General features: G+C 48.6%; 19 protein-coding genes. 14 read left to right on the plus strand and 5 right to left on the minus strand.

Annotated elements, in window-relative coordinates:
- The first annotated feature begins 31 nt into the window (after window positions 1-31).
- Window positions 32-1,711, plus strand: a complete 1,680-nt coding sequence (locus BFC18_RS09655; RefSeq protein ID WP_070125338.1) for a lytic transglycosylase — start codon at window positions 32-34, stop codon at window positions 1,709-1,711.
- Between the two features lie 7 nt (window positions 1,712-1,718).
- Window positions 1,719-2,771 (plus strand): ion transporter, encoded by a 1,053-nt coding sequence (locus BFC18_RS09660; RefSeq protein WP_070125339.1) that lies wholly within the window; start codon window positions 1,719-1,721, stop codon window positions 2,769-2,771.
- 88 nt (window positions 2,772-2,859) lie between these two features.
- Here BFC18_RS09660 and cysS read toward each other — a convergent pair whose 3' ends face one another.
- A complete protein-coding gene (gene cysS, locus BFC18_RS09665; RefSeq protein ID WP_070125340.1) occupies window positions 2,860-4,239 on the minus strand; it encodes a cysteine--tRNA ligase in 1,380 nt (459 codons plus the stop codon).
- 169 nt (window positions 4,240-4,408) lie between these two features.
- Between cysS and BFC18_RS09670 the strand changes: the two genes are divergently transcribed.
- The 11 genes from BFC18_RS09670 to BFC18_RS09720 all read left to right on the plus strand — a co-directional run bounded on the left by BFC18_RS09670 (window position 4,409) and on the right by BFC18_RS09720 (window position 17,860).
- Window positions 4,409-4,903 carry a peptidylprolyl isomerase gene (locus BFC18_RS09670; RefSeq protein WP_070125341.1) on the plus strand — a complete coding sequence of 165 codons (495 nt, stop codon included), beginning with the start codon at window positions 4,409-4,411 and terminating at the stop codon, window positions 4,901-4,903.
- A 63-nt stretch (window positions 4,904-4,966) separates the two neighbouring features.
- On the plus strand, window positions 4,967-5,695 hold the full coding sequence (gene lpxH / locus BFC18_RS09675; protein ID WP_070125342.1) for a UDP-2,3-diacylglucosamine diphosphatase: 729 nt from the start codon (window positions 4,967-4,969) through the stop codon (window positions 5,693-5,695).
- Between the two features lie 321 nt (window positions 5,696-6,016).
- A complete protein-coding gene (locus tag BFC18_RS09680) occupies window positions 6,017-7,600 on the plus strand; it encodes an alkaline phosphatase (RefSeq protein WP_070125343.1) in 1,584 nt (527 codons plus the stop codon).
- Window positions 7,601-7,612: 12 nt separating this feature from the next.
- Window positions 7,613-9,517, plus strand: a complete 1,905-nt coding sequence (locus BFC18_RS09685) for an alkaline phosphatase (RefSeq protein WP_070125344.1) — start codon at window positions 7,613-7,615, stop codon at window positions 9,515-9,517.
- 67 nt (window positions 9,518-9,584) lie between these two features.
- Complete coding sequence (locus BFC18_RS09690; RefSeq protein ID WP_070125345.1) at window positions 9,585-10,325, plus strand: hypothetical protein; 741 nt, start codon at window positions 9,585-9,587, stop codon at window positions 10,323-10,325.
- An 80-nt stretch (window positions 10,326-10,405) separates the two neighbouring features.
- Window positions 10,406-11,032: a YqiJ family protein gene (locus tag BFC18_RS09695; RefSeq protein ID WP_070125346.1), complete on the plus strand. Its 627-nt coding sequence runs from the start codon at window positions 10,406-10,408 to the stop codon at window positions 11,030-11,032.
- A gap of 57 nt (window positions 11,033-11,089) precedes the next feature.
- The gene (locus tag BFC18_RS09700) at window positions 11,090-12,847 is read left to right on the plus strand and encodes a flotillin family protein (protein ID WP_070125347.1); all 1,758 of its coding nucleotides are present in this window, start codon (window positions 11,090-11,092) and stop codon (window positions 12,845-12,847) included.
- 235 nt (window positions 12,848-13,082) lie between these two features.
- Window positions 13,083-14,369 (plus strand): sensor histidine kinase, encoded by a 1,287-nt coding sequence (locus BFC18_RS09705; RefSeq protein ID WP_070125348.1) that lies wholly within the window; start codon window positions 13,083-13,085, stop codon window positions 14,367-14,369.
- Entirely contained in the window at window positions 14,350-14,985 is a 636-nt protein-coding gene (locus tag BFC18_RS09710; RefSeq protein WP_070125349.1) for a response regulator transcription factor, read from the plus strand. The genes BFC18_RS09705 and BFC18_RS09710 overlap by 20 nt, the downstream gene beginning before the upstream one ends.
- 336 nt (window positions 14,986-15,321) lie before the next feature.
- Window positions 15,322-17,172, plus strand: a complete 1,851-nt coding sequence (locus BFC18_RS09715; RefSeq protein WP_070125350.1) for a methanol/ethanol family PQQ-dependent dehydrogenase — start codon at window positions 15,322-15,324, stop codon at window positions 17,170-17,172.
- A gap of 46 nt (window positions 17,173-17,218) precedes the next feature.
- A complete protein-coding gene (locus BFC18_RS09720; protein WP_070125351.1) occupies window positions 17,219-17,860 on the plus strand; it encodes a pentapeptide repeat-containing protein in 642 nt (213 codons plus the stop codon).
- Window positions 17,861-17,894: 34 nt separating this feature from the next.
- Here the strand turns inward: BFC18_RS09720 and miaE are convergent, their stop codons facing one another.
- The 4 genes from miaE to BFC18_RS09745 all read right to left on the minus strand — a co-directional run bounded on the left by miaE (window position 17,895) and on the right by BFC18_RS09745 (window position 21,305).
- The gene (miaE, locus tag BFC18_RS09725) at window positions 17,895-18,647 is read right to left on the minus strand and encodes a tRNA isopentenyl-2-thiomethyl-A-37 hydroxylase MiaE (protein WP_070125352.1); all 753 of its coding nucleotides are present in this window, start codon (window positions 18,645-18,647) and stop codon (window positions 17,895-17,897) included.
- A 116-nt stretch (window positions 18,648-18,763) separates the two neighbouring features.
- Window positions 18,764-19,333 (minus strand): histidine phosphatase family protein, encoded by a 570-nt coding sequence (locus BFC18_RS09730; RefSeq protein ID WP_070125353.1) that lies wholly within the window; start codon window positions 19,331-19,333, stop codon window positions 18,764-18,766.
- Between the two features lie 17 nt (window positions 19,334-19,350).
- The gene (locus BFC18_RS09735; RefSeq protein WP_070125354.1) at window positions 19,351-19,602 is read right to left on the minus strand and encodes a hypothetical protein; all 252 of its coding nucleotides are present in this window, start codon (window positions 19,600-19,602) and stop codon (window positions 19,351-19,353) included.
- A gap of 926 nt (window positions 19,603-20,528) precedes the next feature.
- Window positions 20,529-21,305 (minus strand): hypothetical protein, encoded by a 777-nt coding sequence (locus BFC18_RS09745; RefSeq protein WP_139138986.1) that lies wholly within the window; start codon window positions 21,303-21,305, stop codon window positions 20,529-20,531.
- Between the two features lie 472 nt (window positions 21,306-21,777).
- Here BFC18_RS09745 and BFC18_RS09750 point away from each other — a divergent pair, with 472 nt between their 5' ends.
- Window positions 21,778-22,485: an ABC transporter ATP-binding protein gene (locus BFC18_RS09750; RefSeq protein WP_070125357.1), complete on the plus strand. Its 708-nt coding sequence runs from the start codon at window positions 21,778-21,780 to the stop codon at window positions 22,483-22,485.
- The last annotated feature ends 1 nt before the right edge of the window (window position 22,486 follow it).

Raw genomic sequence — 22,486 nt, forward strand, 5'->3', positions numbered from 1 at the left:
TTTTGAAGTTTAATCGCGGGGCAGTAAATTAATGAAATCAGTAAAGAGCCTTCTCGCCAGCATTACCCTGGTCAGCCTGTTAAGTGGTTGCCAGACGACAGACGAGCAGGCTATTGCCGATGAGCAAGCGGCAGAAATGAATGCTGCCAGCGATACCGATACCTGCGAGATTGGCCAAACGCCAATCGAAGATGCGGAAGACTGCGAAATCGCCAAAGAAGGCGTTATCGAAGTGGTTCACCCGGTAGAAGATGTAGACGAGACACTGGAAGAAGCAGTAGAACCTGAGGCGCCGGCGGAAGTGGTCATAGACGACGTGTGGACCCGCGTCGCGGCGCAAATGGCGTTTACTATTCCTGACGACCGTCGTCTCACCAGTCAACGTAATTGGTATTTAAAGCACCCTGAGTATATGGCCCGTGTGGTGAATCGCGCGCGTCCGTTCTTATATTACATTACCGAAGAAATTGAAAAGCGCGATATGCCTCTGGAAATTGTGCTGTTGCCGATTGTCGAAAGTGCCTTTGATCCTTTTGCCTACTCTCACGGTCGCGCAGCGGGTATGTGGCAGTTTATTCCTGGCACAGCCAAACGCTTTGGTATTCGTCAGACCTGGTGGTATGACGGCCGCCGCGACGTAGTAGCGTCTACCGCAGGCGCATTAGATTACCTTACCTACTTAAATAAAATGTTCGACGGTGACTGGCTGCATGCCCTCGCCGCCTACAACTCGGGCGAGGGCCGTGTGCTTCGCGCTATTAAGCAAAATCGTAAAGCCGGCAAGCCAACCGATTTCTGGTCGCTGGATTTGCCCCGTGAAACTCGCGCTTATGTGCCCAAATTACTGGCCCTTGCCGACATCCTGAAAAACCGTGATGAGTACAGTTTTGCCTGGCCCACCATTGATAACGTGGAAGTGATTAAACTGGTCGATATCGGTTCCCAGGTCGACCTGGCATTCGCTGCCGAATTGGCAGACATGGATTTAGAAGATTTACATGCACTGAATCCTGGCTTCAACCGTTGGGCCACTGATCCTGATGGTCCGCATCAGCTCGTATTGCCAATAGAAAAAGCTGACAGTTTTGCACAAGAGTTGGCCGCCATCGACCGTCACGACCGTCTTAACTGGGCCCGTCATAAAGTAAAAAGTGGCGACAGCTTGTTGAAACTTGCCAAGCAATATCACACTACTGCCGACATCATCAAAAAAGTGAATGGTCTGTCGGGCAACATGATTCGCGTGGGTGATTTTGTGATGATCCCGGTGGCACTCAAAGAGCTTGATGCCTACTCACTCTCGAAAGATCAACGTCTGGCTTCACTGCAAAGCCGTGCCCAATCTTCGACGAAGGTAACGCACACAGTGAAATCCGGCGATACCTTCTGGGATTTGTCCCGTAAATATAAGGTGAGCACACGTGATTTGGCGAAGTGGAACGGCATGGCACCGGGTGACACGCTGCGTCCGGGTAAAACGTTAGTTATCTGGCAAGGTGGTGATAAACCGAAAGCGGATGCTTCTGCCATTATGCGTTCTCTGACTTACACGGTTAAACCGGGAGACAGTCTTTCCCGTATCGCTAGTAAGTTTAATGTAAAAGTGTCAGACATCACCACCTGGAATAGCCTGAGCAAGAAGCGATACCTTCAGCCGGGTCAGAAGCTGAAACTCCACGTGGATGTAACGAGACTCAAAAATGTAGGATAAACCAACCATGTTAAGAATTAACTGGGCAAACTTACGGAAAAGTCATGAAACACCCTGGTTAATTCTTGACCTTGTCATGCTGGGTTTATTATTGATAAATCTGGCCTGGCTGTTGTTCGATGCCATGTACGGTACCGGGCTGGTGCATGACCAGCTCGAGTCATGGTTTCCCGGTGTTACCGCCGCCTACGACCCCATTCACAAGAACTTTATTCTTGTCGACCTCACCTTCATTATCATTTTCTTTGTTGAATTCTGTTTTCGATGGGTCGTGTCAGTGGTGCGCAAAGAACATCTGCGCTGGTACTTTTTCCCGTTTCTGCACTGGTACGATATTGTCGGTTTGATCCCCCTGGGTGCGACGCGTATATTCCGTTTTCTGCGCATTTTCTCCATTTTGCATCGCATGCATAAACAGCACATCATCGATTTGAACCGAACCGCCGTTTTTCGATTCTTTCGCTTTTACTATGACGTGCTGGTAGAAGAATTGTCAGATCGCATTGTGGTGAAAATACTGAGCGATGCGCAAAAAGACATTTCAGCTGGCTCGCCGCTGGTTGATGATATAAGCCGACAAGTGCTGGCGCCATGCCGCCCTATTCTCACCCAATGGCTGGCCGGGGTGTTAAATCATTTCGGCGACGCCATCAGCCACGGCCACTACGGCGAAGTCATCCGCGAGCATGTACGTAAATCCGTAGGCAAAGCGGTGAAAAGCAACGATCAGGTTTCCACCCTCCACTATATTCCTGTGGTTGGAAAAACCATTGAAAATACGCTGGAATCTGCCGTTACTGATATTGTTACCGCCTCGGTAATCAACCTGCTTTCAGACCTCGATGCCAAACAAATCGACCATTTTGTTGATGCCGGTTTACACGACTACACGCCAGTGGCTGACGACCTCGATAAAGAAGTCTTAAATGTGATTAATGAATGTCTGGAACTGGTCAAAGCCCACGTGGCGCAGCAGCGCTGGAAAGACGAACTCGCTAATCAAAACAAACCCGTACCAGAAGCCGGCGTGAAAAACACGACTCCCGGTCCGTTGGAGTGAATCGTACGCTTAACTGGCAATGATCGCTGAAAACAAAAAGAGGTGCTGAACAGCACCTCTTTTTTAATTGCTAATAACTAAAGAAGGCTTAGCCTTTGCGCCAGGTTGTGCCGTTCGGGCCATCCTCAAGCACCACGTTCATGGCGGCCAGTGCATCACGGGCGGCATCCGCTGCAGGCCAGTCTTTGGCGGCGCGGGCATCGTTACGTTGCTTGATCAGCGCTTCAATTTCAGCACTTTCATCGTCGTTACTGCCACCTTGCAACCAGGCTTCCGGATCCGCCTGCAGAATACCGACAATGCCACCAATGCCTTTCAGTACTGCCGCCAGCTTACCGGCTTCCTCCGCATTGCCTTTCTGCTTGTTCAGCTCACGGGCAATGTCGAACAACACGGAAATCGCTTCCGGCACGTTCAAATCGTCATTCATGGCCGATTCAAAACGTTCCAGATAACCGCCGTGGGATAAATCCGTCGCAGAGTTTACATCTACGCCACGCAGTGACGTGTACAAACGCTCAAGACCGGCTTTCGCCTGGGTGATGTTATCCAGTGAATAGCTCAGCTGGCTACGATAGTGCGCTGACATCAGGAAGAAACGCAACGATTCTGCATCATGCTCCTTAAGCACGTCGCGCAGGGTAAAGAAGTTGCCCAGTGATTTGGACATCTTCTCGTTATCCACCTGCACCATGCCGGTGTGCATCCAGGTATTCACGTAGGTTGTATCGTACGCGCAGCAGGATTGCGCTACTTCGTTTTCGTGGTGCGGGAAGGTCAGGTCAGAACCGCCACCGTGAATGTCAAAGTGCGCGCCAAGGTGTTTATGGTTCATGGCCGAACATTCGATGTGCCAGCCAGGACGACCGTCACCCCACGGTGACTGCCAATAAGGTTCGCCGGCTTTCGCCTGCTTCCACAACACGAAGTCCAGCGGATCATCTTTGCCTGCTGCCACTTCCACCCGGGCACCGGCCTTCAACTGCTCCAGATTCTGGCGGCTGAGTTTGCCGTAATCACCAAACTTGCTCACATCGAACAGTACATCGCCGCTTTCTGCCACATAGGCGTAGCCTTTATCCAGCAGTTTTTCGATAATGTCGATAATTTCCGCCATATGCGTAGTCACGCGCGGCTCGATGTCCGGCTCCAGCAAATTAATAGCCGCGAAATCTTCGTGCATCATCGCGATTGTGCGAGCGGTCAGTTCGTCAGTGGTTTCACCGTTCTCATTGGCCCGGGCGATAATTTTGTCGTCTACGTCTGTGATATTTCGCACGTAGTTCACGTCGTAGCCCTTGTGACGCAGGTAACGCACCAGAATATCAAAACTCAGGTACGTACGGGCATGGCCCATGTGGCTGAGGTCGTACACCGTGATACCACACACATATAACCCCACGCATCCTTCCTTCAACGGAACAAATGGTGCTTTTTCCCGGGTCAGTGTGTTGTATAGGTGTAGCATAGGTATCCTCAATTTTTTACATGGAATCAATTCGGGGCGAAAGTGTAGCACTACCGATAGCGGTCGCACAGGTTTTGCCGCCTTTTATCAGTGAATAATTTATCTCCCGCAGGAAATCGGCTACCATTAGCCCACTTTAAATGCCTGGGACACAGATAAGGGGCGAATCATGGTTACTTTAAAAACCAATCACGGTGATATCACCATCGAATTATTTGCAGACAAAGCGCCTGCAACGGTAGAAAACTTCCTAAACTACGTGAAAGAAGGTTTCTATGACAACACGATTTTTCACCGCGTAATCAATGGTTTCATGATCCAGGGCGGCGGTTTTACGCCTGACATGGATCAAAAAGCCACTAACGCGCCAATCGCAAACGAAGCGAATAACGGTGTTGCCAACGAAAAAGGCACTATCGCCATGGCACGTACTAACGATCCGCATTCAGCGACAGGTCAGTTTTTCATTAACGTGAACGACAATGACTTCCTGAACCACACCAGCGAATCAGTAAACGGCTGGGGCTACTGCGCATTCGGTAAAGTAACCGACGGCATGGACGTGGTTGAAAAAATCAAAGCCGTTAAAACCGGCACCAATGGTTTCCACCAAGATGTACCGGTAGAGCCGGTCATCATCGAATCTGCTGTTATTACAGAGTAATCTCTCGCAGTTTTGAAAATCAGAGGCAGCGCCCTGCTGCCTCGTTTATTCTGATGTAGTCGCATGCCATTTACTTATTTCATTGCTGATATTCATTTAAGCGAAGACCGTCCTGATATTACCGACTGTCTGCTTGCCTTTCTTAAAGACGAAGCGCCACAGGCTGAAGCCCTCTACGTTCTAGGCGACCTTTTTGAATACTGGATTGGCGATGACAATAAAACGCCTTTTAACGACAAAATCGCTGCAGCGTTCAAAGCACTCAGTTTAAACACCCCCGTGTTCTTTATTCATGGTAACCGGGATTTCGCCATTCGTGATGGCTGGGCACAACAAGCCGGTATGACCTTGCTGCCAGAGCAGGCGGTTATCGACTTATATGGTAATCCAACATTAATCAGTCATGGCGACGAACTGTGCACCATGGATGTGGCGTATCAGAAATTTCGTAAGAAAAGCCGTGGTTGGTGGTGGCCCCGTTTAATGCTTGCCCTTCCCCTTTCTTACCGCCGTAAAGTGGCTGAGAACGGCCGTAAAAAAAGTAAAATGAACCAGAGCGGCCTGACGGCTGAAATCATGGACGTCACTCCGGAAGAAGTGGTAAAAGCCATGGAAAAATTCAACGTGCAGCGGTTCATTCATGGCCATACACACCGCCCCAACATTCATTCTCTGGAAGCGAATGGTAAACCCGCAACCCGCATCGTGTTGGGTGACTGGTATGATCAAGGCTCAGTTTTAAAGGTCAGTACTGACGAAATTAGCCTCGAAAATAGAAAGTTCAGTCAGTAACACTCCTCTAACATTTCGATAGCAGCTCCGACGAGAAAAACGGCTTCACCTCAATCACAGACTCGTTACGTTATAACATTTTCAACGACTTAGCTCACCGTTACCCGTCACAGAAACGTCACACATTGCCATAAATCCTTCATGGAGCATTAACGGTTACGTCATAAATCATCCCTAGGCTATCTTGCGACCCAGGATAGGGATGTCCTCCACTGACCAAGGGTGATCTCGGCTACACATCGTCGTCACACCCTTTCCCCTGTTCCTGATGGCAAACGGCCTACAGCGCCGATAACGAAAACATAAATTAGGAATGTCACAATGAAATTTAACTGGAAAGCTTCTGTCAGCGCGCTTGCACTGGCAGTGTCGTCTGGTTTGCAGGCCGACGTACTTCCAGCCTATCAGGCGGAAAGCGCATGGTTCACAGATGCACAGACAAAAATCGCAGAAAAGCTGGAAACCAATAATAATTTCCGTGCTAAAAACGTCATCCTGTTCGTTGGTGATGGCATGGGGGTCTCTACCCTCACTGCATCGCGCATTCGTAAAGGTCAGCTCGCCGGTGAAATGGGTGAAGAAGGATATCTGGCTTGGGAACGCTTTCCAGGAACTGCACTTGTAAAAACCTACAACGTAGACGCGCAAACACCTGATTCAGCCGGTACCATGACCGCTATGATGTCGGGCCTGAAAACCGATGTTGGGGTTATCGGTGTGGATGAAGACATTGTGCGCGGCGACTGCTCAACGGTTGTTGGCAACGAAGCCGTAACTGCACTGGAACTGGCAGAAATTAAAGGTCTGTCTACGGGTGTGGTTTCAACAGCACGCATCACTCACGCTACCCCAGCGGCCACGTACGCTAAATCTGCAGACCGTAACTGGGAAGATGATGGCGATATGCCAGAAGAAGCCCTTACTGCGGGCTGTACTGATATCGCTGACCAACTGGTTCACTTCGAAGAGAATCTGGAAAGCCGCTTCACCGGTATCGATGTAAACGGTATTGACGTGGTCATGGGTGGCGGTCGTCGTTCATTCCTGCCTAAAGATGCAGCATTTAACAGCACAGATGCAGTTAGCGAAGTGGAAGGTGACCGTAACGATTCACGGGATCTCACCGCGGAATGGCAAGAAATGTACAGCGATGGCGTTTACATCACTGACCAGGCAGGCTTCGATGGCGTCGATGCGGCTGCCACAACGCGCCTGTTCGGCTTGTTCAACGAATCTCACATGCAGTACGAAGCAGACCGCGCTAACGATGTTGCCGGTGAACCTTCTGTTGCCGAAATGACCACCAAAGCAATTGATATTCTGGACAATAACGACAAAGGTTTTTTCCTGATGGTTGAATCTGGTCGTATTGACCACGCGCACCATGCCGGTAACGCTTCAGGCGCACTGTCTGAAACACTGGCACTGGAAGCGGCTATCGAAGCTGCTGTTGCAAACACAGATCCATCTGAAACCCTGATCCTGGTTACGGCTGACCACGGTCACGTATTTACCATCGCTGGGTATCCGAAGCGCGGTAATCCAATTCTGGGCAAAGTAGTTAACGTGGGTGCTGACGAACCCGCCACCGCTGCCGACGATATGCCGTATACCACCGTTGGTTACATGAACGGCTACGGCTTTAACGACCTGGGCACTGAAACCGACTCTGATGCGATTTACAGCGAAGAAGTGAACGCAGGCCGTATGGACATCACCGCAGTAGACACCACCACGCCTGGCTATCACCAGGAAGCGCTGATCCCACTGACATCAGAAACCCACTCTGGTGAAGACATTTCACTGCACGGCACCGGCCCTGGCAGCCAGTTAATTCAGGGTGTTATTGAACAGTCTGTTGTTTTCCACCTGATTAACCAGTCTCTTGGTCTGCTTGAAGAATAAGAAGAGGACATCATGAAAGCATTTAAATATAGCGTATTAGCTTTGGCCATGGCTGGCCTGACCGCATGTTCTCTGGACGGCGACGATGGTGCTGACGGTACCGATGGCAACAACGGCCTGAACAGCCTGACAGTACAAACTGAACTGGCAACTGGCGATGCAAACTGCCCTAACAGTGGCGTGCGTTTCGACAGCGGTCTGGACAGCAATGCTGACGGCGCACTGGGTGAAGACGAAATCACAGACACCAGCTATGTATGTGTGCAGGCAAATACCCAGGTCGATAATTCTGAACTGCTGACCAGCCTGAACAACGACTACTTCGTTGCCGGTCAGGCAGAAGTAGAAGCAAACAAAAATGTGTGGCTGCAGGCTACCGGCACCTCTTCTACCGAAAGTACCCGTAACCTTACCAGCAACACCACGGTTACTAAGCACGAATCTCTGGAAGCCGCGGTTGCCCAGTTAAACGGTAAAGCGAAGAACGTGATTCTGTTCGTTGGCGACGGCATGGGTGTATCTACGGTGACTGCTGCACGTATTCTGGAAGGCCAGATGAACGGTGACAGCGGTGAAGAGAACCAATTGAGCTTTGACCGCTTCCCATTCGCTGGTTTGTCTAAAACCTATAACGTTGATGCGCAAACACCAGATTCTGCCGGCACCATGTCGGCAATGATGAGCGGTGTGAAAACTGACGTGGGTGTTATCGGGGTAAGCGAAGGTGTGGTGCGTGGCGATTGCAGCACGGTTGCCGGTACTGAACTGGTAACCGCATTGGAACTGGCTGAACTGGCCGGTAAATCTACCGGTATCGTGTCAACGGCACGTATTACCCACGCGACACCTGCAGCGACTTACGCCAAATCGGCTGATCGCAACTGGGAAGACGATGGCGATATGCCAGCAGAAGCCATTGAAGCAGGCTGTTCCGACATTGCTTCACAGCTGGTTGGTTTTGAAGCCGCTACGGAAGCCCGTTTCGGTGCAGACATCGACGGTATCGAAGTGGTAATGGGCGGTGGACGTCGTTCATTCCTGCCTCGTGACGAAGCGTTTAACAGCCCTGATGCAGTAAGTTCTGTGGAAGGTGATCGTACTGATGGCCGTGACTTAACGGCAGAATGGGCGACGCAATATCCAAACGGTGTGTACATTTACGATCAAGCTGGCTTCGATGGTCTTGATACTGAAACCACTGAGCGCGTGTTTGCCCTGTTCAATGAATCACACATGCAGTACGAAGCCGACCGCGCTAACGATGTAGCCGGTGAACCTTCAATTGCAGAAATGACCGAGACCGCCATTAACGTTCTGAACAACAACAATGACGGTTTCTTCCTGATGGTTGAGTCGGGCCGTATCGACCACGGTCACCACGCGGGCAGCGCCTACAATGCGCTGACTGATACTGTCGCGCTGGCCGACGCCGTAGCAGTTGCTGACGAGTTAACCAATGACGATGACACGCTGATCATCGTGACAGCCGACCACGGCCACGTGTTCACCATTGCCGGTTATCCGAAGCGTGGTAACCCAATTCTGGGCAAAGTGGTTAACGTGGGTGCGGAAGAAGCGGCCACAGCGGCTGACGGCATGCCATATACCACCGTGGGCTACATGAACGGTAATGGTTTCCGTAACCTCGGCGCAGAAACTGATGCTGATGAAGGCTACAACTATGATTTGGCTGCTGGTCGTCAAGACATCACCGATGTCGATACCACAACACCAGGTTACCACCAGGAAGCATTAGTGCCACTGTCGTCAGAAACTCACTCAGGTGAAGACGTTGGCATTTATGCAAAAGGTCCGGGTGCCTTCCTGATCAACAGCACCAACGAGCAAAGCGTTATCTTCCACGTGATGGACTTTGCCGCTGACCTAACCGAACAGGCTAATTCAGCCGTTGAGTAACGCGTTCGACACGTTTTTAAAGTAAAATTATGGGGTGCCTGCGGGCATCCCTTTTCAGGTTATAACTATGAAGAAAATTGTACTCACTTTAAGCAGCTTGCTACTCTCGGCTTCCGCTTTTGCTACCAGCGATTCCACCAGCGCCCAACAATGTGACGCACAGAAAAACTGGGCACACGCTGAATACACCTTCACTGAGAAACACGGTGAAAAACAAAGTCAAAAACACCTGGGCTTGTGGCGCAAACCCAACGTAGTGGCCCACGAATATCCGGCCAACAACATTACCCAAATGTGGGAACATGTGCATGAGCGAGTGAAAGCTACCCGCTTTTTCGATAGCCATGCCCGTGCCATTGAATATCAACCAGGCGAAGCCATTCACGGCCGGGTAGATAACGATTGGGAATACCGCAACCAACTGATCAAAGATGCCTTTATAAGCCAATTGACGAAAGTGAGCTCTCGCGGCGAAGGTTGTGCCCGGGAAGACCGTTATCATCTGGAAAAAGACAATGAAACCATAGATCTCGTCTGGATGCCTGCGCAGGATTTACTGGTCTCGTTTAGTGTAAAACGTGGTGATAAGGAAATACGCTGGCAGCAGGATTCCATCGATCACGATCAACAGGCCATCAAAGCGTTCTTTGCCAAACGATCAGAATTTCAGACCACGGATTTTGCCGACATCGGCGACGATCATACCGACCCATTTCTCACCAACATGGTTCACCAGGGCTTCATTGAAGCGGGTGCCAGCGGCTTCTATGATGCCAACGGTAATGCCATTGGTGAACATCATCATTGATCTCTGTCGCAAAATTCGCCTCAATGTAAAATTTTGTGCTATAAAAGAAGGGATTTAATTTTCATCAAGGATGGTGAAGAATGTCCACTTTCTTCTTTCACGATGCCAATTTTCTGTTTAGTGCAGCGGTTGGCATAGTCATACTTTTCTTTATTATTGAATGCCTTGGCATGTTGCTGGGCACCAGTTTGTTGGGTCTGTTCGACGACTTACCAGACATAGACGGCAGTACAGATACAGTAACCGGATTGTCCAGCATTACCAGCTGGCTCTCACTCGACCGTCTGCCCGTGATGATCTGGTTTATCCTGTTGTTAACGTTATTCGGATTAACCGGCTACCTGTTGAATCTGACCTATTCCAGCTTTTTCAGCGGACGCTATTTATCTGCACTTGTTGGCGTGCCCATTGCAATGTTCATCGCCCTGCCCCTTACCGGTCGATTCGGTGGCGCGCTGGCACGTTTGCTGCCGAAAAACGAATCATCCGCAATGGATACCGATTCCTTTGTTGGCACCGTGGCGGAAATTACCATTGGCGTTGCTCGCACAGGCAGCCCGGCAGAAGCCAAATTTCCTGACAGGTATGGTCAGGTCCACTATGTACTTGTTGAACCATTCGAAACAGAAGACACCTTCACCCGAGGAGAGAAAATCATTCTGGTGAAGAAAAATCCGCAAAGCTGGTTGGCGACAAGGTATCGCTAGCCCGGCTTTAAGGGAACATAAACGACGGAAACAGTAGTAACAAAGGAAGCAGTAAACATGGAAACATACTCATCGAATAATCTGCCGGAGATCCTGATCCTGGCATTGATTGTCATCATCGCCCTGCTCGCTATCGGGCTGATATTCGCCAAACTGTATAAACGTGCAACCAAAGAAACCGCTTTTGTGCGTACCGGTCTGGGTGGCGAAAAAGTGATTAAAGACGGTGGTGCTATCGTGCTGCCAGTGGTGCATGAAATCATTCCTGTGAACATGAACACGCTGCGCATTGAAGTGGAGAAAACCCAGAAAGATGCGCTTATCACCAAAGATCGCATGCGGGTTGACGTAAAAGCCGATTTCTATCTTCGCGTCGCCCCTAACGCCAGTGGTATTTCTATGGCTGCACAAACACTCGGCACACGTACCACCCGCGCCGAGGAAGTGAAAAAGCTCATGGAATCGAAGTTTGTTGATGTGCTGCGTGCAGTAGCCGCAGAAATGACGATGACAGAAATGCACGAACAGCGTGCAGACTTCGTGCAGAAAGTACAGCAGAGTGTGGCCAACGATCTGGAGAAAAACGGTCTCGAGCTGGAATCGGTGAGTCTGACTGGCTTCGACCAAACCGATTTAGACTTCTTCAACGAAAATAACGCTTTCGATGCGGAAGGTCGTGCCCGCCTTGCCAAAATCATTGAAGAAAAGCGCAAAGAAACCAACGACATTCAGCAGGAAAACCGGATTAAAATTGAAACCCGGAATCTGGAAGCTGAAAAAGAATCACTGAACATCAAACGAGAAGAAGAAGAAGCCCGTTTGACTCAGGAACAGGTACTGCAGTTTAAGCGCCAGGAGCAGAAAGCAGAAATTTCCAAGCAGCGTGAGCAAAAAGAGCGCGAAGAGCGCGAAGCGGCCATCGCCAAAGAAAAGGCCATTGAAGCGGCAGAAATCGATAAATCCCGCGAGCTCGAAACCCGTGAAATTGCCAAGCGAAAAGCATTGGAAGAAGCGCGTATTTCTCAGCAGCAAGATGTGGAAGTGGCCGAGCAGGTTAAACAGATTGCCGTTGCCACCAAGTCTGAAGAAGAATCTGCTGCCCGCGCAAAAGCCGCCGAAGCTGAAAAAGCCAAGGTAGAAAAAGAAGAAGCGGTTATTACTGCCCGTCAGGTTGCCGACGCCAAGCGTCGCATGGAAATCGAAGTTATCGATGCCCGTAAAGAGGCTGAGCGTGAGGCAGTAGGTATTACCGTTGAAGCACAGGCGAAGAAAGAAGCAGCAGAAAACGCAGCCCAGGCTATTCTCACCGAAGCCAAAGCCTCTGCCGATGCGAAAATGCTGCAAGCCGAAGCCGATGAGAAAGTACTGGCCGTTGAAGCGGCGGGTAAACAAGCATTGTACGATGCCGAAAACACCCTGAAGAACGAACAGATTGAGCTGCAAAAAGCGCTGGCTATTCTTAAAGTGCTGCCTGAAGTTATCGCCAGTGCGGTTAAGCCACTGGAGAATATTGAAGGCATTAAAATACTGCAGGGCTATGGTGTGGGCGCTTCCGGAAGCGGTCAGGAAGGCACGCTAAGTACAGGTAATGGCAGCATGGCCGACCAGGTTACGCAGGCTGCGCTCAACTATCGCGCCAATGCCCCGGTTGTAGATGCTCTGCTCCGTGAAGTGGGTTTGGTAGACAAGCAAGGCGGTTCACTGACGGATTTGCTGAAAGGCGACAGCACGCTACTGAACAGCATGACTACGCCAGCGCCAGTTGCTTCTCCGGTTGAAAAGCCAAAGTCAAACGGTGCAGCGCCAGCCGAGTAATTTAGCTTGTCGAAGCATCACCGCTGACTGGAAGTCAGGCCAGCAATTTTGTAAAAGCGGAGTACACCAGTACTCCGCTTTTTTATGAACGGCGAAGCAAACCCAAACGCCACCACTGTGATAACGCCGTAATGACCCACCGCTACCAAAGTACTATAAATGTTTGGCTAAAGTGGCAAAGCAACTTCTGTTAATACTGCATACTATGTAACCATGGTTAATAAAACGTAAACAGATGAAAGCTTCTCGCAAGATAGTTCTGTCTATATCTACAATCTACCTGCTTTTGGGCTGCCTGCTTGGGTTTGCTCTTTATAGTCAGGCCATTGAAGATGTGGAAACCGAAATTGATGCAGCCAATCAACTGGCCATTGCTTTGGTTGAGCAAGGCGTGAGTTTTCAGCAAATCGGTGCGGCATTGCAGCATAGTCGCCACATCACTGCGGTCATCACCGATACCCCGGAATTACGTTCACAGCTTCCCTACCCGCTCATTGACCAATTCACTTCCTCAGATAATGACGGCAGGCAGTTACTGATTTTTGCAAATCCCGCCGCTGAGCGCGCTGAAGTACTGACAACTGTTTACCAGGTCTTTGGCATTCTAACCCTGTCGTTAGTTGTTTCATTGTCGTTTCTTCACCTGGCAGTGCAGAGCCGCATGAAACCACTGCGCAAGCTCAGCAATGCTCTGCGCGAGGTGGGTCAGGGCAATTATCGAGTTGATGTTGCGCCAAGCGATATTGAAGAAATAGACAGCGTCATTGTGCATTCCAGAGACATGGCCAGCGCCCTGGAACAGCGCGAAGCGAAAGTACACCAGTTACGCGCACGTCTGGCATCGTTGCAGGAAAACGAGCGTCAAATTCTGGCCAGAGAGCTTCATGACAATCTTGGTCAGCTCGTTACTGGACTGCGGGTGCAAAGCTTTATGCTTAAGCAACAAAGTAACAGCCCTAAATTTATAGAGCGTACAGCTACCTTGCTGGAACAGCAGTGCGACGATATGCAGTCGGGCATTCGCCAGTTAGTCCAACAACTTTATCCGGTAACGTTGAGCCGAATGGGATTAGTGTCGGCATTACAGGAAATGCTGGAGCGCTGGGCAGAAATGAACACCATTGCCATTACCTATTCCCTGCCAGACACATCAGTGTCGGTAAGCTCAGACAGTGATATGCACATTTATAGAATTGTGCAGGAAGCGCTCAGTAATATTATTAAACACGCTCATGCAACCCGAGCGAACGTGACGCTCGAAGTTGAAAGTGACACCCAGGAAAATGCCGCGGGCGAAAATGTGAAATTGACTATCAGTGACAACGGCATAGGCATGGCACCCAATACGTTGGCAGAAAATGAAGGGCTTGGCTTGGAGTCTATGCGCGAACGAGCACGCCTTATTGCCGGTACGCTCAATATTACAGCGCTGGCCGGAACAACAATAACGCTAAAGGCACCCATGCAGCCTGCGCTGCAACCCCTTAGGGAGAAACAAAAAAATGCACATACTACTTGTTGATGATCACGCTGTAGTCAGACAAGGCTACAGCGCTTTGCTGGCAATGATGCTGCCGGACGCCACCATTCACGAAGCCGAAAATGCACGGGATGCCATGACGTGCCTGAAGCAACATGATGTGAATGTGATGATTTTGGACATTAACCTGGACCAGGCGAGTGGGCTGAATCTGGCACCGCGATTTCTTTCCCGCCATCCAGAATTAAAAATTATATTTTTCAGTATGTTCGAAGAAGCATCTATTGTGAACCGTGCCATGCACACCGGAGCATCGGGTTATATCAGCAAGCGCTGCCGCCCTGAAGTGATGCTGGATGCGGTAAAAACGGTTATGGCGGGGCGCACCTATATTGAACATGAATTGGCTATTAATCTGGCTTCTTATACCTACAGTGAAAAGCGCGATATTTTCGACCAACTCACACGCCGTGAATTTGATGTGTTTATGGGCGTGGCCAAAGGCCTGAAACGTAACCGCATTGCCATGGACTTAAATATTTCAGACAAAACGGTATCGAATGCCATTACCCAGTTGAAGAACAAGCTTCAGGTAAAAACCAGCACAGAACTGGTGCACTTAGCTATCGATAATGGTTATGTAAAGGTAGCAAATTAACATTCGGGAATTTCCCCAGCGTAAACCGGGAAGAGTTCCGTATCCATATTCACGCTGTTTTGACACACTCTATTCAGGTTAAGGGGAAAGCGTTCGACGCCCTTTGATTTAGTGAGGTTCAACAGCTCACACAATTGCATGCTAACCCTCAATGGGGGTTAGCATTTTTTTTGCTTCACACTTTTTATATCAACTATAAATTGCTTTTATATCAAGGCCTTATTCCCACCAAGATCGGGAATTTTGCCCTACTTTCTTTGGGTAAAAGTCTATATTTTTCTGCTTGTATTCAGTCGCATACTGTTAACACTTTATAAACAAAATGAAAGGTGCGATATGTCAGTAAGTAACACTCTGAAGAAAACAGGCCTGCTTAAATCGGCAGTGCTGATTGCCGCAGCGCTGGCCAGCCAAAACGCCCTCGCGAAAGGCGTAACCTGGGAAGACATTGAGAACGATGCAAATACGCCAGAAGACGTGCTCATGTACGGAATGGGTCCGCAGGCCCAGCGATTTAGCCCGCTGGATCAAATAAACAAAGACAACGTACATATGCTAACGCCCGCCTGGACGATGAGTTTTGGTGATGAGAAACAACGTGGTCAGGAGTCGCAGGCTCTGGTTTATGACGGTGTTGTTTATGTAACAGGCAGCTACTCGCGAATTTTTGCCTTCGACGCCAGAACAGGCGAAAAGAAATGGTCCTATTCGCATCGCTTGCCAGAAGGCATCCGCCCTTGTTGTGACGTAATTAACCGTGGTGCCGCGATCTTCGGCGATCTGGTTTACTTTGGTACGTTAGATGCCGGTATCGTTGCGCTTGACCGTCACACCGGTAAGGTCGCGTGGAAAAAACGCTTCGAAGATTACCGTGTGGGTTACACCATGACAGGTGCTCCTACCCTGGTTAAAGATCAAAAAAGCGGAAAAGTACTGCTAATTCACGGTTCATCCGGTGATGAATTCGGTGTTGTAGGTAAGCTATTCGCCCGCGATCCACTCACTGGTGAAGAAGTGTGGATGCGTCCTTTCGTCGAAGGACATATGGGCCGCTTGAATGGTGAAGAGAGTACACCAACCGGAGATAAAAATGCGCCAACTTGGCCCAGAGACGAAAATGGTGAGTTAGTTGAAGCTTGGCACCATGGCGGCGGCGCCCCGTGGCAAAGTGCAAGTTTTGACGTGGAAACCAATACCATCATCATTGGTGCGGGTAACCCGGCGCCGTGGAATACCTGGAAGCGCACAGCGAAAGGTGATGATCCGCGCAACTGGGATAACCTTTATACCTCAGGGCAAGTGGGCGTTGACCCAACCACCGGTGAAGTAAAATGGTTCTATCAACACACACCGAATGATGCCTGGGATTTCTCCGGCAACAACGAGTTGGTGCTGTTTGAATACGAAGATAATGGCAAAACAGTAAAAGCTACAGCCCATGCCGACCGTAACGGTTTCTTCTATGTTGTCGACCGCGAAAACGGCGACTTCATCAAAGGCTTCCCGTTCGTCGATAAAATCACCTGGGCGACCCACATCGACCCAGATACCGGTCGCCCTGTGGAAGTAGAAGGACAGCGTCCTCCACTGCCTGAGCCAGGCGAAGAGAAAGGTAAATCCATTGAAGTTTCACCTCCTTTCCTGGGTGGCAAAAACTGGAACCCTATGGCGTATAGCCAGAATACCGGCTGGTTCTATCTGGGTGCGAACCACTGGAAAGAAGACTACTGGACAGAAGAAGTTAACTACGTAAAAGGTAACGCTTACCTGGGTCAGGGTTTCAGAATCAAAACCCTATTTGATGACCATGTAGGCGTACTGCGGGCGGTTGATCCGGTTTCAGGCGAAATCAAGTGGACGCACAAAGAGAAATTACCACTTTGGGCTGGCGTACTGGCCACGAAAGGTGGATTGATCTTTACCGGTACCGGTGATGGTTTCATCAAAGCTTTCGATGAGAAAACCGGTGAAGAACTGTGGAAGTTCCAGACTGGCTCAGGCATTGTTTCCTGCCCAATCACCTGGGAAATGGATGGCGAACAGTACATCGGTTTCGCTTCAGGCTACGGCGGTGCTGTACCATTATGGGGTGGCGATATGGCCGAGTTAACCAAACCTGTTGCTCAGGGCGGTTCATTCTGGGTATTTAAAATCCCTAACTTCGACAAAAAGCTAGCAAGCCGATAATCACTCGCGGCGGGGCCTTGCCCCGCCTTCTCATGGAGTACAAACAATGAGACTGCTTTTACTACTCTTGCTTCCTGCTATTAGCCAAGCCGCCCCGCCCCCTTTTGAAGACGACATCAAGATGATTGATGGCTGCGCGCTGGCACCAAACACCCAATGCGCTAACGCCGATTTACGAGGTGCCGACCTGCGTAATATTGACCTTTCAGGTTCCACGTTTACCAATGTGAGATTTAATGGCGCCGATCTCCGTCACAGCAACCTCAGCTATGTCACCTTCAAAAAAAGTCATCTGGACAATGTGAATATGGCTATGGTGAACCTGAACCACAGCGATCTGAGAACTTCAACGGTGATCAACAGTAATCTGGAAGGTGCTACAGGATGGGCATTATTTGCTCAGGGTGTAAAGTTTGATAACTCGAACCTCAGTGGCATCAATTTCGATCAGGCCCGTCTTTCCGGCGCCAAAATGAACAGCGTAATACTGCGCAGTGCCAGAATGGAAAGGGCATGGATGAACAAAATACAGCTGAAAGGCGCAGACTTAACCAACGCCAATATTCAGGAAGCAAAATTGAATGACGCCAATTTATCACGGGCCGTTTTAACCGGTACACGCATTCACTTTGCAACGTTTCAGGGTACCTACATGGAAGGCTGTACAGACTGCCCCTTCGACTGGTAACACTTATTTTTCAGCGCCAGCGAAACTAGCAGAATTACGCTGGCGTACCGCTATGAAACTTAAAATCTTCATCTGGCGAAGCAATCAATTCGGCTTCAATTTCACCGAAAAAAGCAATACGCTCTGCAATATCAGCACCGGCGATTTCCTCTGCCAGGGTAAGATAATCCTGATAGTGACGGGCTTCTGAGCGCAGCAGGGATACATAGAAATCGCCCAGGCGCTTGTCCACATGTGGAGCCAATTTGGCAAAGCGCTCACAAGAGCGTGCTTCAATATATGCACCGCAGATGAGTTTGTCTGTTAACGCTGCCGGTTCATGGGTACGAACGTGACGCAGCATCCCCTTCGCATAACGGCTAGAGGCAATATTTTCATAGGGAATGTCGTACTCGTTCATGATTTCCAGCACCTGAAAGAAATGGTGTAGCTCTTCTTTGATCAGCAGCACCATTTTATCAATTAGCTCCTGCCCGTAAGGCGTGCCAGATTTGGGGATAATCGATTTCGACAGCTTGTTGTGTTTCAGCAGCGACTGCCAGTCACCTTCCTTGCGGTAGGCAAAATCTTCAAATGGTTTCAACCAGGCCAGCAACGCATCGCCACTTTCTTTATCTACCGCATAGCGACGGATCAGAAACATAGCGCTTTGCGCAGCTTTTAACTCGCAGATGAGATGATCGGTTAACACCACCGCCAGATTGTCTTTGTCTGCGGCTTTATCAACCCAGGCGTCCGGGGTTTCACATTGTAGAAATGAATGGATTGGCGCGAGTAATTCGTTCATCGGCTTTTAGCACTGCTTATCAGGTTTAATGGTATCGATTTAATACTTACAGGGTGAAGCAACACGCCCACCAGCGGGCGTGGGCGCGGATCCTATCATAAAACCGATAAGAGTTATTAGTCTATCCAGCGCTGCCAGTGCAGTTTGCCGTTTTTCCAGCCAAGCAACATACCACCGCAGTTATCAATGGTGCGCCCTTCGCCAAAGCTGTGCGCTATGCACGCCATGGCATCGCCGTGACTAACAATCATGAGCGACTCAGCCGACTCACTACTAACCAGCTTTTCAAACTCCTTGGTGAACCGTGCCACCACCATATTGGCGCTTTCACCGCCGTTCTCCGGCATCAGGTCGGGACGGGTGTAGCGATGGGCTTTAAACGCCTGATACGCCGCCAGGTTTGCCGTATGCTGCCCCTGCCATTCACCAAAATTACGCTCGCAAAAGCCTTCGTAGATTTTGTGCTCGGTACCCAGCGTGTTGGCGCATATCCCAGCGGTGTCTTTCGCTCTGCCGAGATGAGAACTCACCACCAGCTCGAGTGCCCAGTCTTTTGCTTTTTCAGCCAGCTGCGCTGCCTGTGCCCGCCCCTGCTCAGTCAGCGGACTGTCGAGCTGACCCTGTAGGCGTTTGTCACGATTCCATTCGGTCTGACCGTGACGGCAGAGATAAATGTGTTTTTCCATGAAGTTTCCTTGTGAATTCATTTCATATGCACTTTGCCGCCAATCATCTTGTAGGCTGGCGTGCCGCGGATCAGGGTTTCTCTGGCAAATTCCTGATCGCATCCCGGACAATGACAGGGCTTTACCGTCATGTCTTCCACAATGCGTTCAATGAAACATTTTACCAGCGCACCTTTGCCGCCTTTACGGTATTTAAAAATGGGGGATTTGCATTGCTGACAGGAAATGAGCACTGTGCGAACCGGCCCTTTCTTGTTGGGTTTTGCCATATGATACCTCGTGAGCAGCAATGTATCGCATTCACCGGGCTGGCTCAAATAATACCGGGGGGCAGATTAAACCTGTGTAACAGACTGTTTCAAGCTAAGTTGCTATGTTTGTTATCACGAAGTTTTTTCTTTCTGCATAGTCTGCTACGAGTCAGTATAATGAGAAACTACTTGTTAGTTTGTGAAACGGCACGGCTTAGCATCAATTGCTATTTCATACTATAAAACATCTAAGCTCATATGATTGCTTTGTGGGTCAGTCTCAAACATCACCGGCTCCCCCGGTAATTTGAACTCTCATAAATAAACTTCAATCTAGGATTGATGTCGCTAGAAAAATTGCTTATAACTCATGGTACTACTCAAATTGATATGCGAATTTAGAACACCACTAACAGACAGTTGTCCATCTCACCCTTTAACAATAAGTAGTGCAATTATTGTCTTAATTCGGGAAAATTTAGAATAGTAAAAGTTAGCCCCCAGAAAACAATGTTAAAAAATCATTTCACTCGGATGTTGCACTAATTTTAACTGAATCCTTAATTCTAAAACTCGGTGTATTATCAGTGAATAAGAAGAAAGCTACAGATATGGTGAGTAGTAGAAGTGAGATTATAGAAAGACGCCACTGATAGTTAACGTAACGAATCATTTTATTTCGCTCAACAACATTCAGATTCCTACCTCTCGATGTTGTTCCAGTTAAATGTTTTATGTCTTGGCTGGCATAGACATTAATAGGTATAGAGATAGCTCGGTAACTAAAGACAAGACCCAATATTGCTAGTGATAGAGAAATTAGAAAAATTGACTTGACGATGTAGCTATTAGTGCTTAGCAACGCTCCAGATGTAAATGCAAATATAGCGAAAATCGTTATAAGAAGACTTCCTGAAAATTTTTCTAGACTAAAAATTAGTTTGTCATTGTCCATAGGTTTTTATTACCTTTCTGAATCGACGCTTAGGTGTATTAAATATGAGTAAGTTAAGGATCGGATTCAAACCGTCCGACAGAGGTCTGTCATTTTCAATAAATTCAGTGGCAAGCTTTTCGAGTTCATCCAGAGCACCAGCACCTATTCGTCTCATATGTGAAACAAACTGTTTCTGATCTTCAACTTCAAACTTCTGATTAATTAAATTGTGTCTTTTCATGTAGCGAATAACAGAGATACGCATGTGCTTTTTTATGCGACTAGGCTTGCATACTTCAGAGTAGAACTGTTGGATACTCAAAATTCCTAAAAGATTATTATTCGTCCACAATGTTTGCGGTAAGCAGACATTTCTAGTCCCAATTCGAGTATTACATCCGAAATTTACAGCGACATCAGCGCTGAACTCGATAGCTGATTTTATGAAAGCTCGAGCGACCTCCTGACAAGCCGAAACTTGTGCTTTTGACAATGTTTGGCCTTGAGAATTCTTGAACAGGATGAGTGCAACATCTATCACATAATAGTTAAGTAGGATTTGTTCTACAAAACTATGATGGTAATTATAAGTTGATAAATCGAAGGTGGAATTCCCGATCGGTAATTGATAGGAGTTCACACCGTGATTTCTTTTTTCGACGAACGGATAGTGGTTTAATTTATATTTTTTTTTAACCTTTTTAGCGTACTCAGAATGGAAAATGTCGTAGAAATGTTGAATGTACTCAGCGTTATCCATTTTTTTGAACAGTGTTGCTTTCATCCTAGAGTACATTTACATGTCCTTAATGCATATAGATTCTTAGATTTGTTACTATCTTTTAATCACGAATTGTTAAAAAATGCAATCAATAATAGAAATTAGGAAGAAAATAGTTCTGGGAAACTCTATGACGTTAGTCTCCTACGAATTCAACTTCGAAGGACAATTTTTACAGATTTAGATAGCCTCGCGTGAGTAGGCCTCTAATTGGTCTCGATGTCCCCCGGTCCACTTTCCATTTCAATTACTATGACAGTTGGTCATACTCTAATTGTTTAGCGACCTTAGAATAACTCCAACACACAGTTGCCTTCCTAACACCTGTCAACCATAAATTGTACATTTATTATCTTATTTCGGGTTCAGCATTCGATCGTAACAGAATGAAAAATATCGGGTTAAGCTGTACCTTCAATGCTGACTTGCCGTATAACGGTGACCATCGTTTATAAATAATGTGTTCTGACCGGCCATGCTAAACCTGAAAAACCTGCAAAAATCTTTTGGTGACATTCAGATCTTGCGAGATTTATCTTTTGCGTTAGAAAGTGGAAGCTCGGCCAGCATTCGCGGCGCCTCAGGTTCAGGTAAATCCACATTGCTGTCGCTCATTGCCGGATTCGAACTCCCCGATGACGGCACCATTCATATTGACGATGTCACCCTGCCCTTTACCAGCGACAAAGCCGCTGATGCTTTTCGCCGGGACCATCTAGGCGTGGTATTCCAGAGTTTTAACCTGCTGGATTGCCTCAACGTGTGGGACAATATCGCCTTCACCGCCCGCCTGAAAGGCAATCACGATAAGGATTTTCAGCGTACGTTGATGAACGACATGGCGATTGCTCACCTGTCAGAAAAGCTCCCCCAACAGTTATCCGGCGGTGAACAACAGCGCGTGGCCATTGCCCGCGCGTTGGTTCACAAACCCTCGTTGGTATTAGCAGATGAGCCTACAGGAAACTTAGATGAAGAGACCAGCGAGCAGGTCGCAAACACCTTGTTTGCACAGTGCCAAACGCTCAATACCACCCTCATTGTTGTTACTCACAGTCACGAAGTGGCAGAAAAAGCCGACGTTCCTTTGTGGCTGCGTCATGGGCAACTGTATGTAAAGCAGCATCGTGAACAGCAGCGCCCCTCACAAACACATGCAGAACAGAAGAGCCTGGAACGCTAAT

The organism is Alteromonas confluentis, from assembly GCF_001757105.1.
Taxonomy (GTDB): Bacteria; Pseudomonadota; Gammaproteobacteria; order Enterobacterales; family Alteromonadaceae; genus Alteromonas; species Alteromonas confluentis.

What these genes read in the sequence shown, in the direction of transcription:
- BFC18_RS09745 (WP_139138986.1), bottom strand. Translation starts at nt 21,305, where the DNA reads ATGAAAGCAACACTGTTCAAAAAAATGGATAACGCTGAGTACATTCAA.
- lpxH (WP_070125342.1), top strand. Translation starts at nt 4,967, where the DNA reads ATGCCATTTACTTATTTCATTGCTGATATTCATTTAAGCGAAGACCGT.
- BFC18_RS09690 (WP_070125345.1), top strand. Translation starts at nt 9,585, where the DNA reads ATGAAGAAAATTGTACTCACTTTAAGCAGCTTGCTACTCTCGGCTTCC.
- miaE (WP_070125352.1), bottom strand. Translation starts at nt 18,647, where the DNA reads ATGAACGAATTACTCGCGCCAATCCATTCATTTCTACAATGTGAAACC.
- BFC18_RS09670 (WP_070125341.1), top strand. Translation starts at nt 4,409, where the DNA reads ATGGTTACTTTAAAAACCAATCACGGTGATATCACCATCGAATTATTT.
- BFC18_RS09655 (WP_070125338.1), top strand. Translation starts at nt 32, where the DNA reads ATGAAATCAGTAAAGAGCCTTCTCGCCAGCATTACCCTGGTCAGCCTG.
- BFC18_RS09695 (WP_070125346.1), top strand. Translation starts at nt 10,406, where the DNA reads ATGTCCACTTTCTTCTTTCACGATGCCAATTTTCTGTTTAGTGCAGCG.
- BFC18_RS09750 (WP_070125357.1), top strand. Translation starts at nt 21,778, where the DNA reads ATGCTAAACCTGAAAAACCTGCAAAAATCTTTTGGTGACATTCAGATC.
- BFC18_RS09705 (WP_070125348.1), top strand. Translation starts at nt 13,083, where the DNA reads ATGAAAGCTTCTCGCAAGATAGTTCTGTCTATATCTACAATCTACCTG.
- BFC18_RS09720 (WP_070125351.1), top strand. Translation starts at nt 17,219, where the DNA reads ATGAGACTGCTTTTACTACTCTTGCTTCCTGCTATTAGCCAAGCCGCC.
- BFC18_RS09685 (WP_070125344.1), top strand. Translation starts at nt 7,613, where the DNA reads ATGAAAGCATTTAAATATAGCGTATTAGCTTTGGCCATGGCTGGCCTG.
- BFC18_RS09700 (WP_070125347.1), top strand. Translation starts at nt 11,090, where the DNA reads ATGGAAACATACTCATCGAATAATCTGCCGGAGATCCTGATCCTGGCA.
- BFC18_RS09660 (WP_070125339.1), top strand. Translation starts at nt 1,719, where the DNA reads ATGTTAAGAATTAACTGGGCAAACTTACGGAAAAGTCATGAAACACCC.
- cysS (WP_070125340.1), bottom strand. Translation starts at nt 4,239, where the DNA reads ATGCTACACCTATACAACACACTGACCCGGGAAAAAGCACCATTTGTT.
- BFC18_RS09730 (WP_070125353.1), bottom strand. Translation starts at nt 19,333, where the DNA reads ATGGAAAAACACATTTATCTCTGCCGTCACGGTCAGACCGAATGGAAT.
- BFC18_RS09735 (WP_070125354.1), bottom strand. Translation starts at nt 19,602, where the DNA reads ATGGCAAAACCCAACAAGAAAGGGCCGGTTCGCACAGTGCTCATTTCC.
- BFC18_RS09715 (WP_070125350.1), top strand. Translation starts at nt 15,322, where the DNA reads ATGTCAGTAAGTAACACTCTGAAGAAAACAGGCCTGCTTAAATCGGCA.
- BFC18_RS09680 (WP_070125343.1), top strand. Translation starts at nt 6,017, where the DNA reads ATGAAATTTAACTGGAAAGCTTCTGTCAGCGCGCTTGCACTGGCAGTG.
- BFC18_RS09710 (WP_070125349.1), top strand. Translation starts at nt 14,350, where the DNA reads ATGCACATACTACTTGTTGATGATCACGCTGTAGTCAGACAAGGCTAC.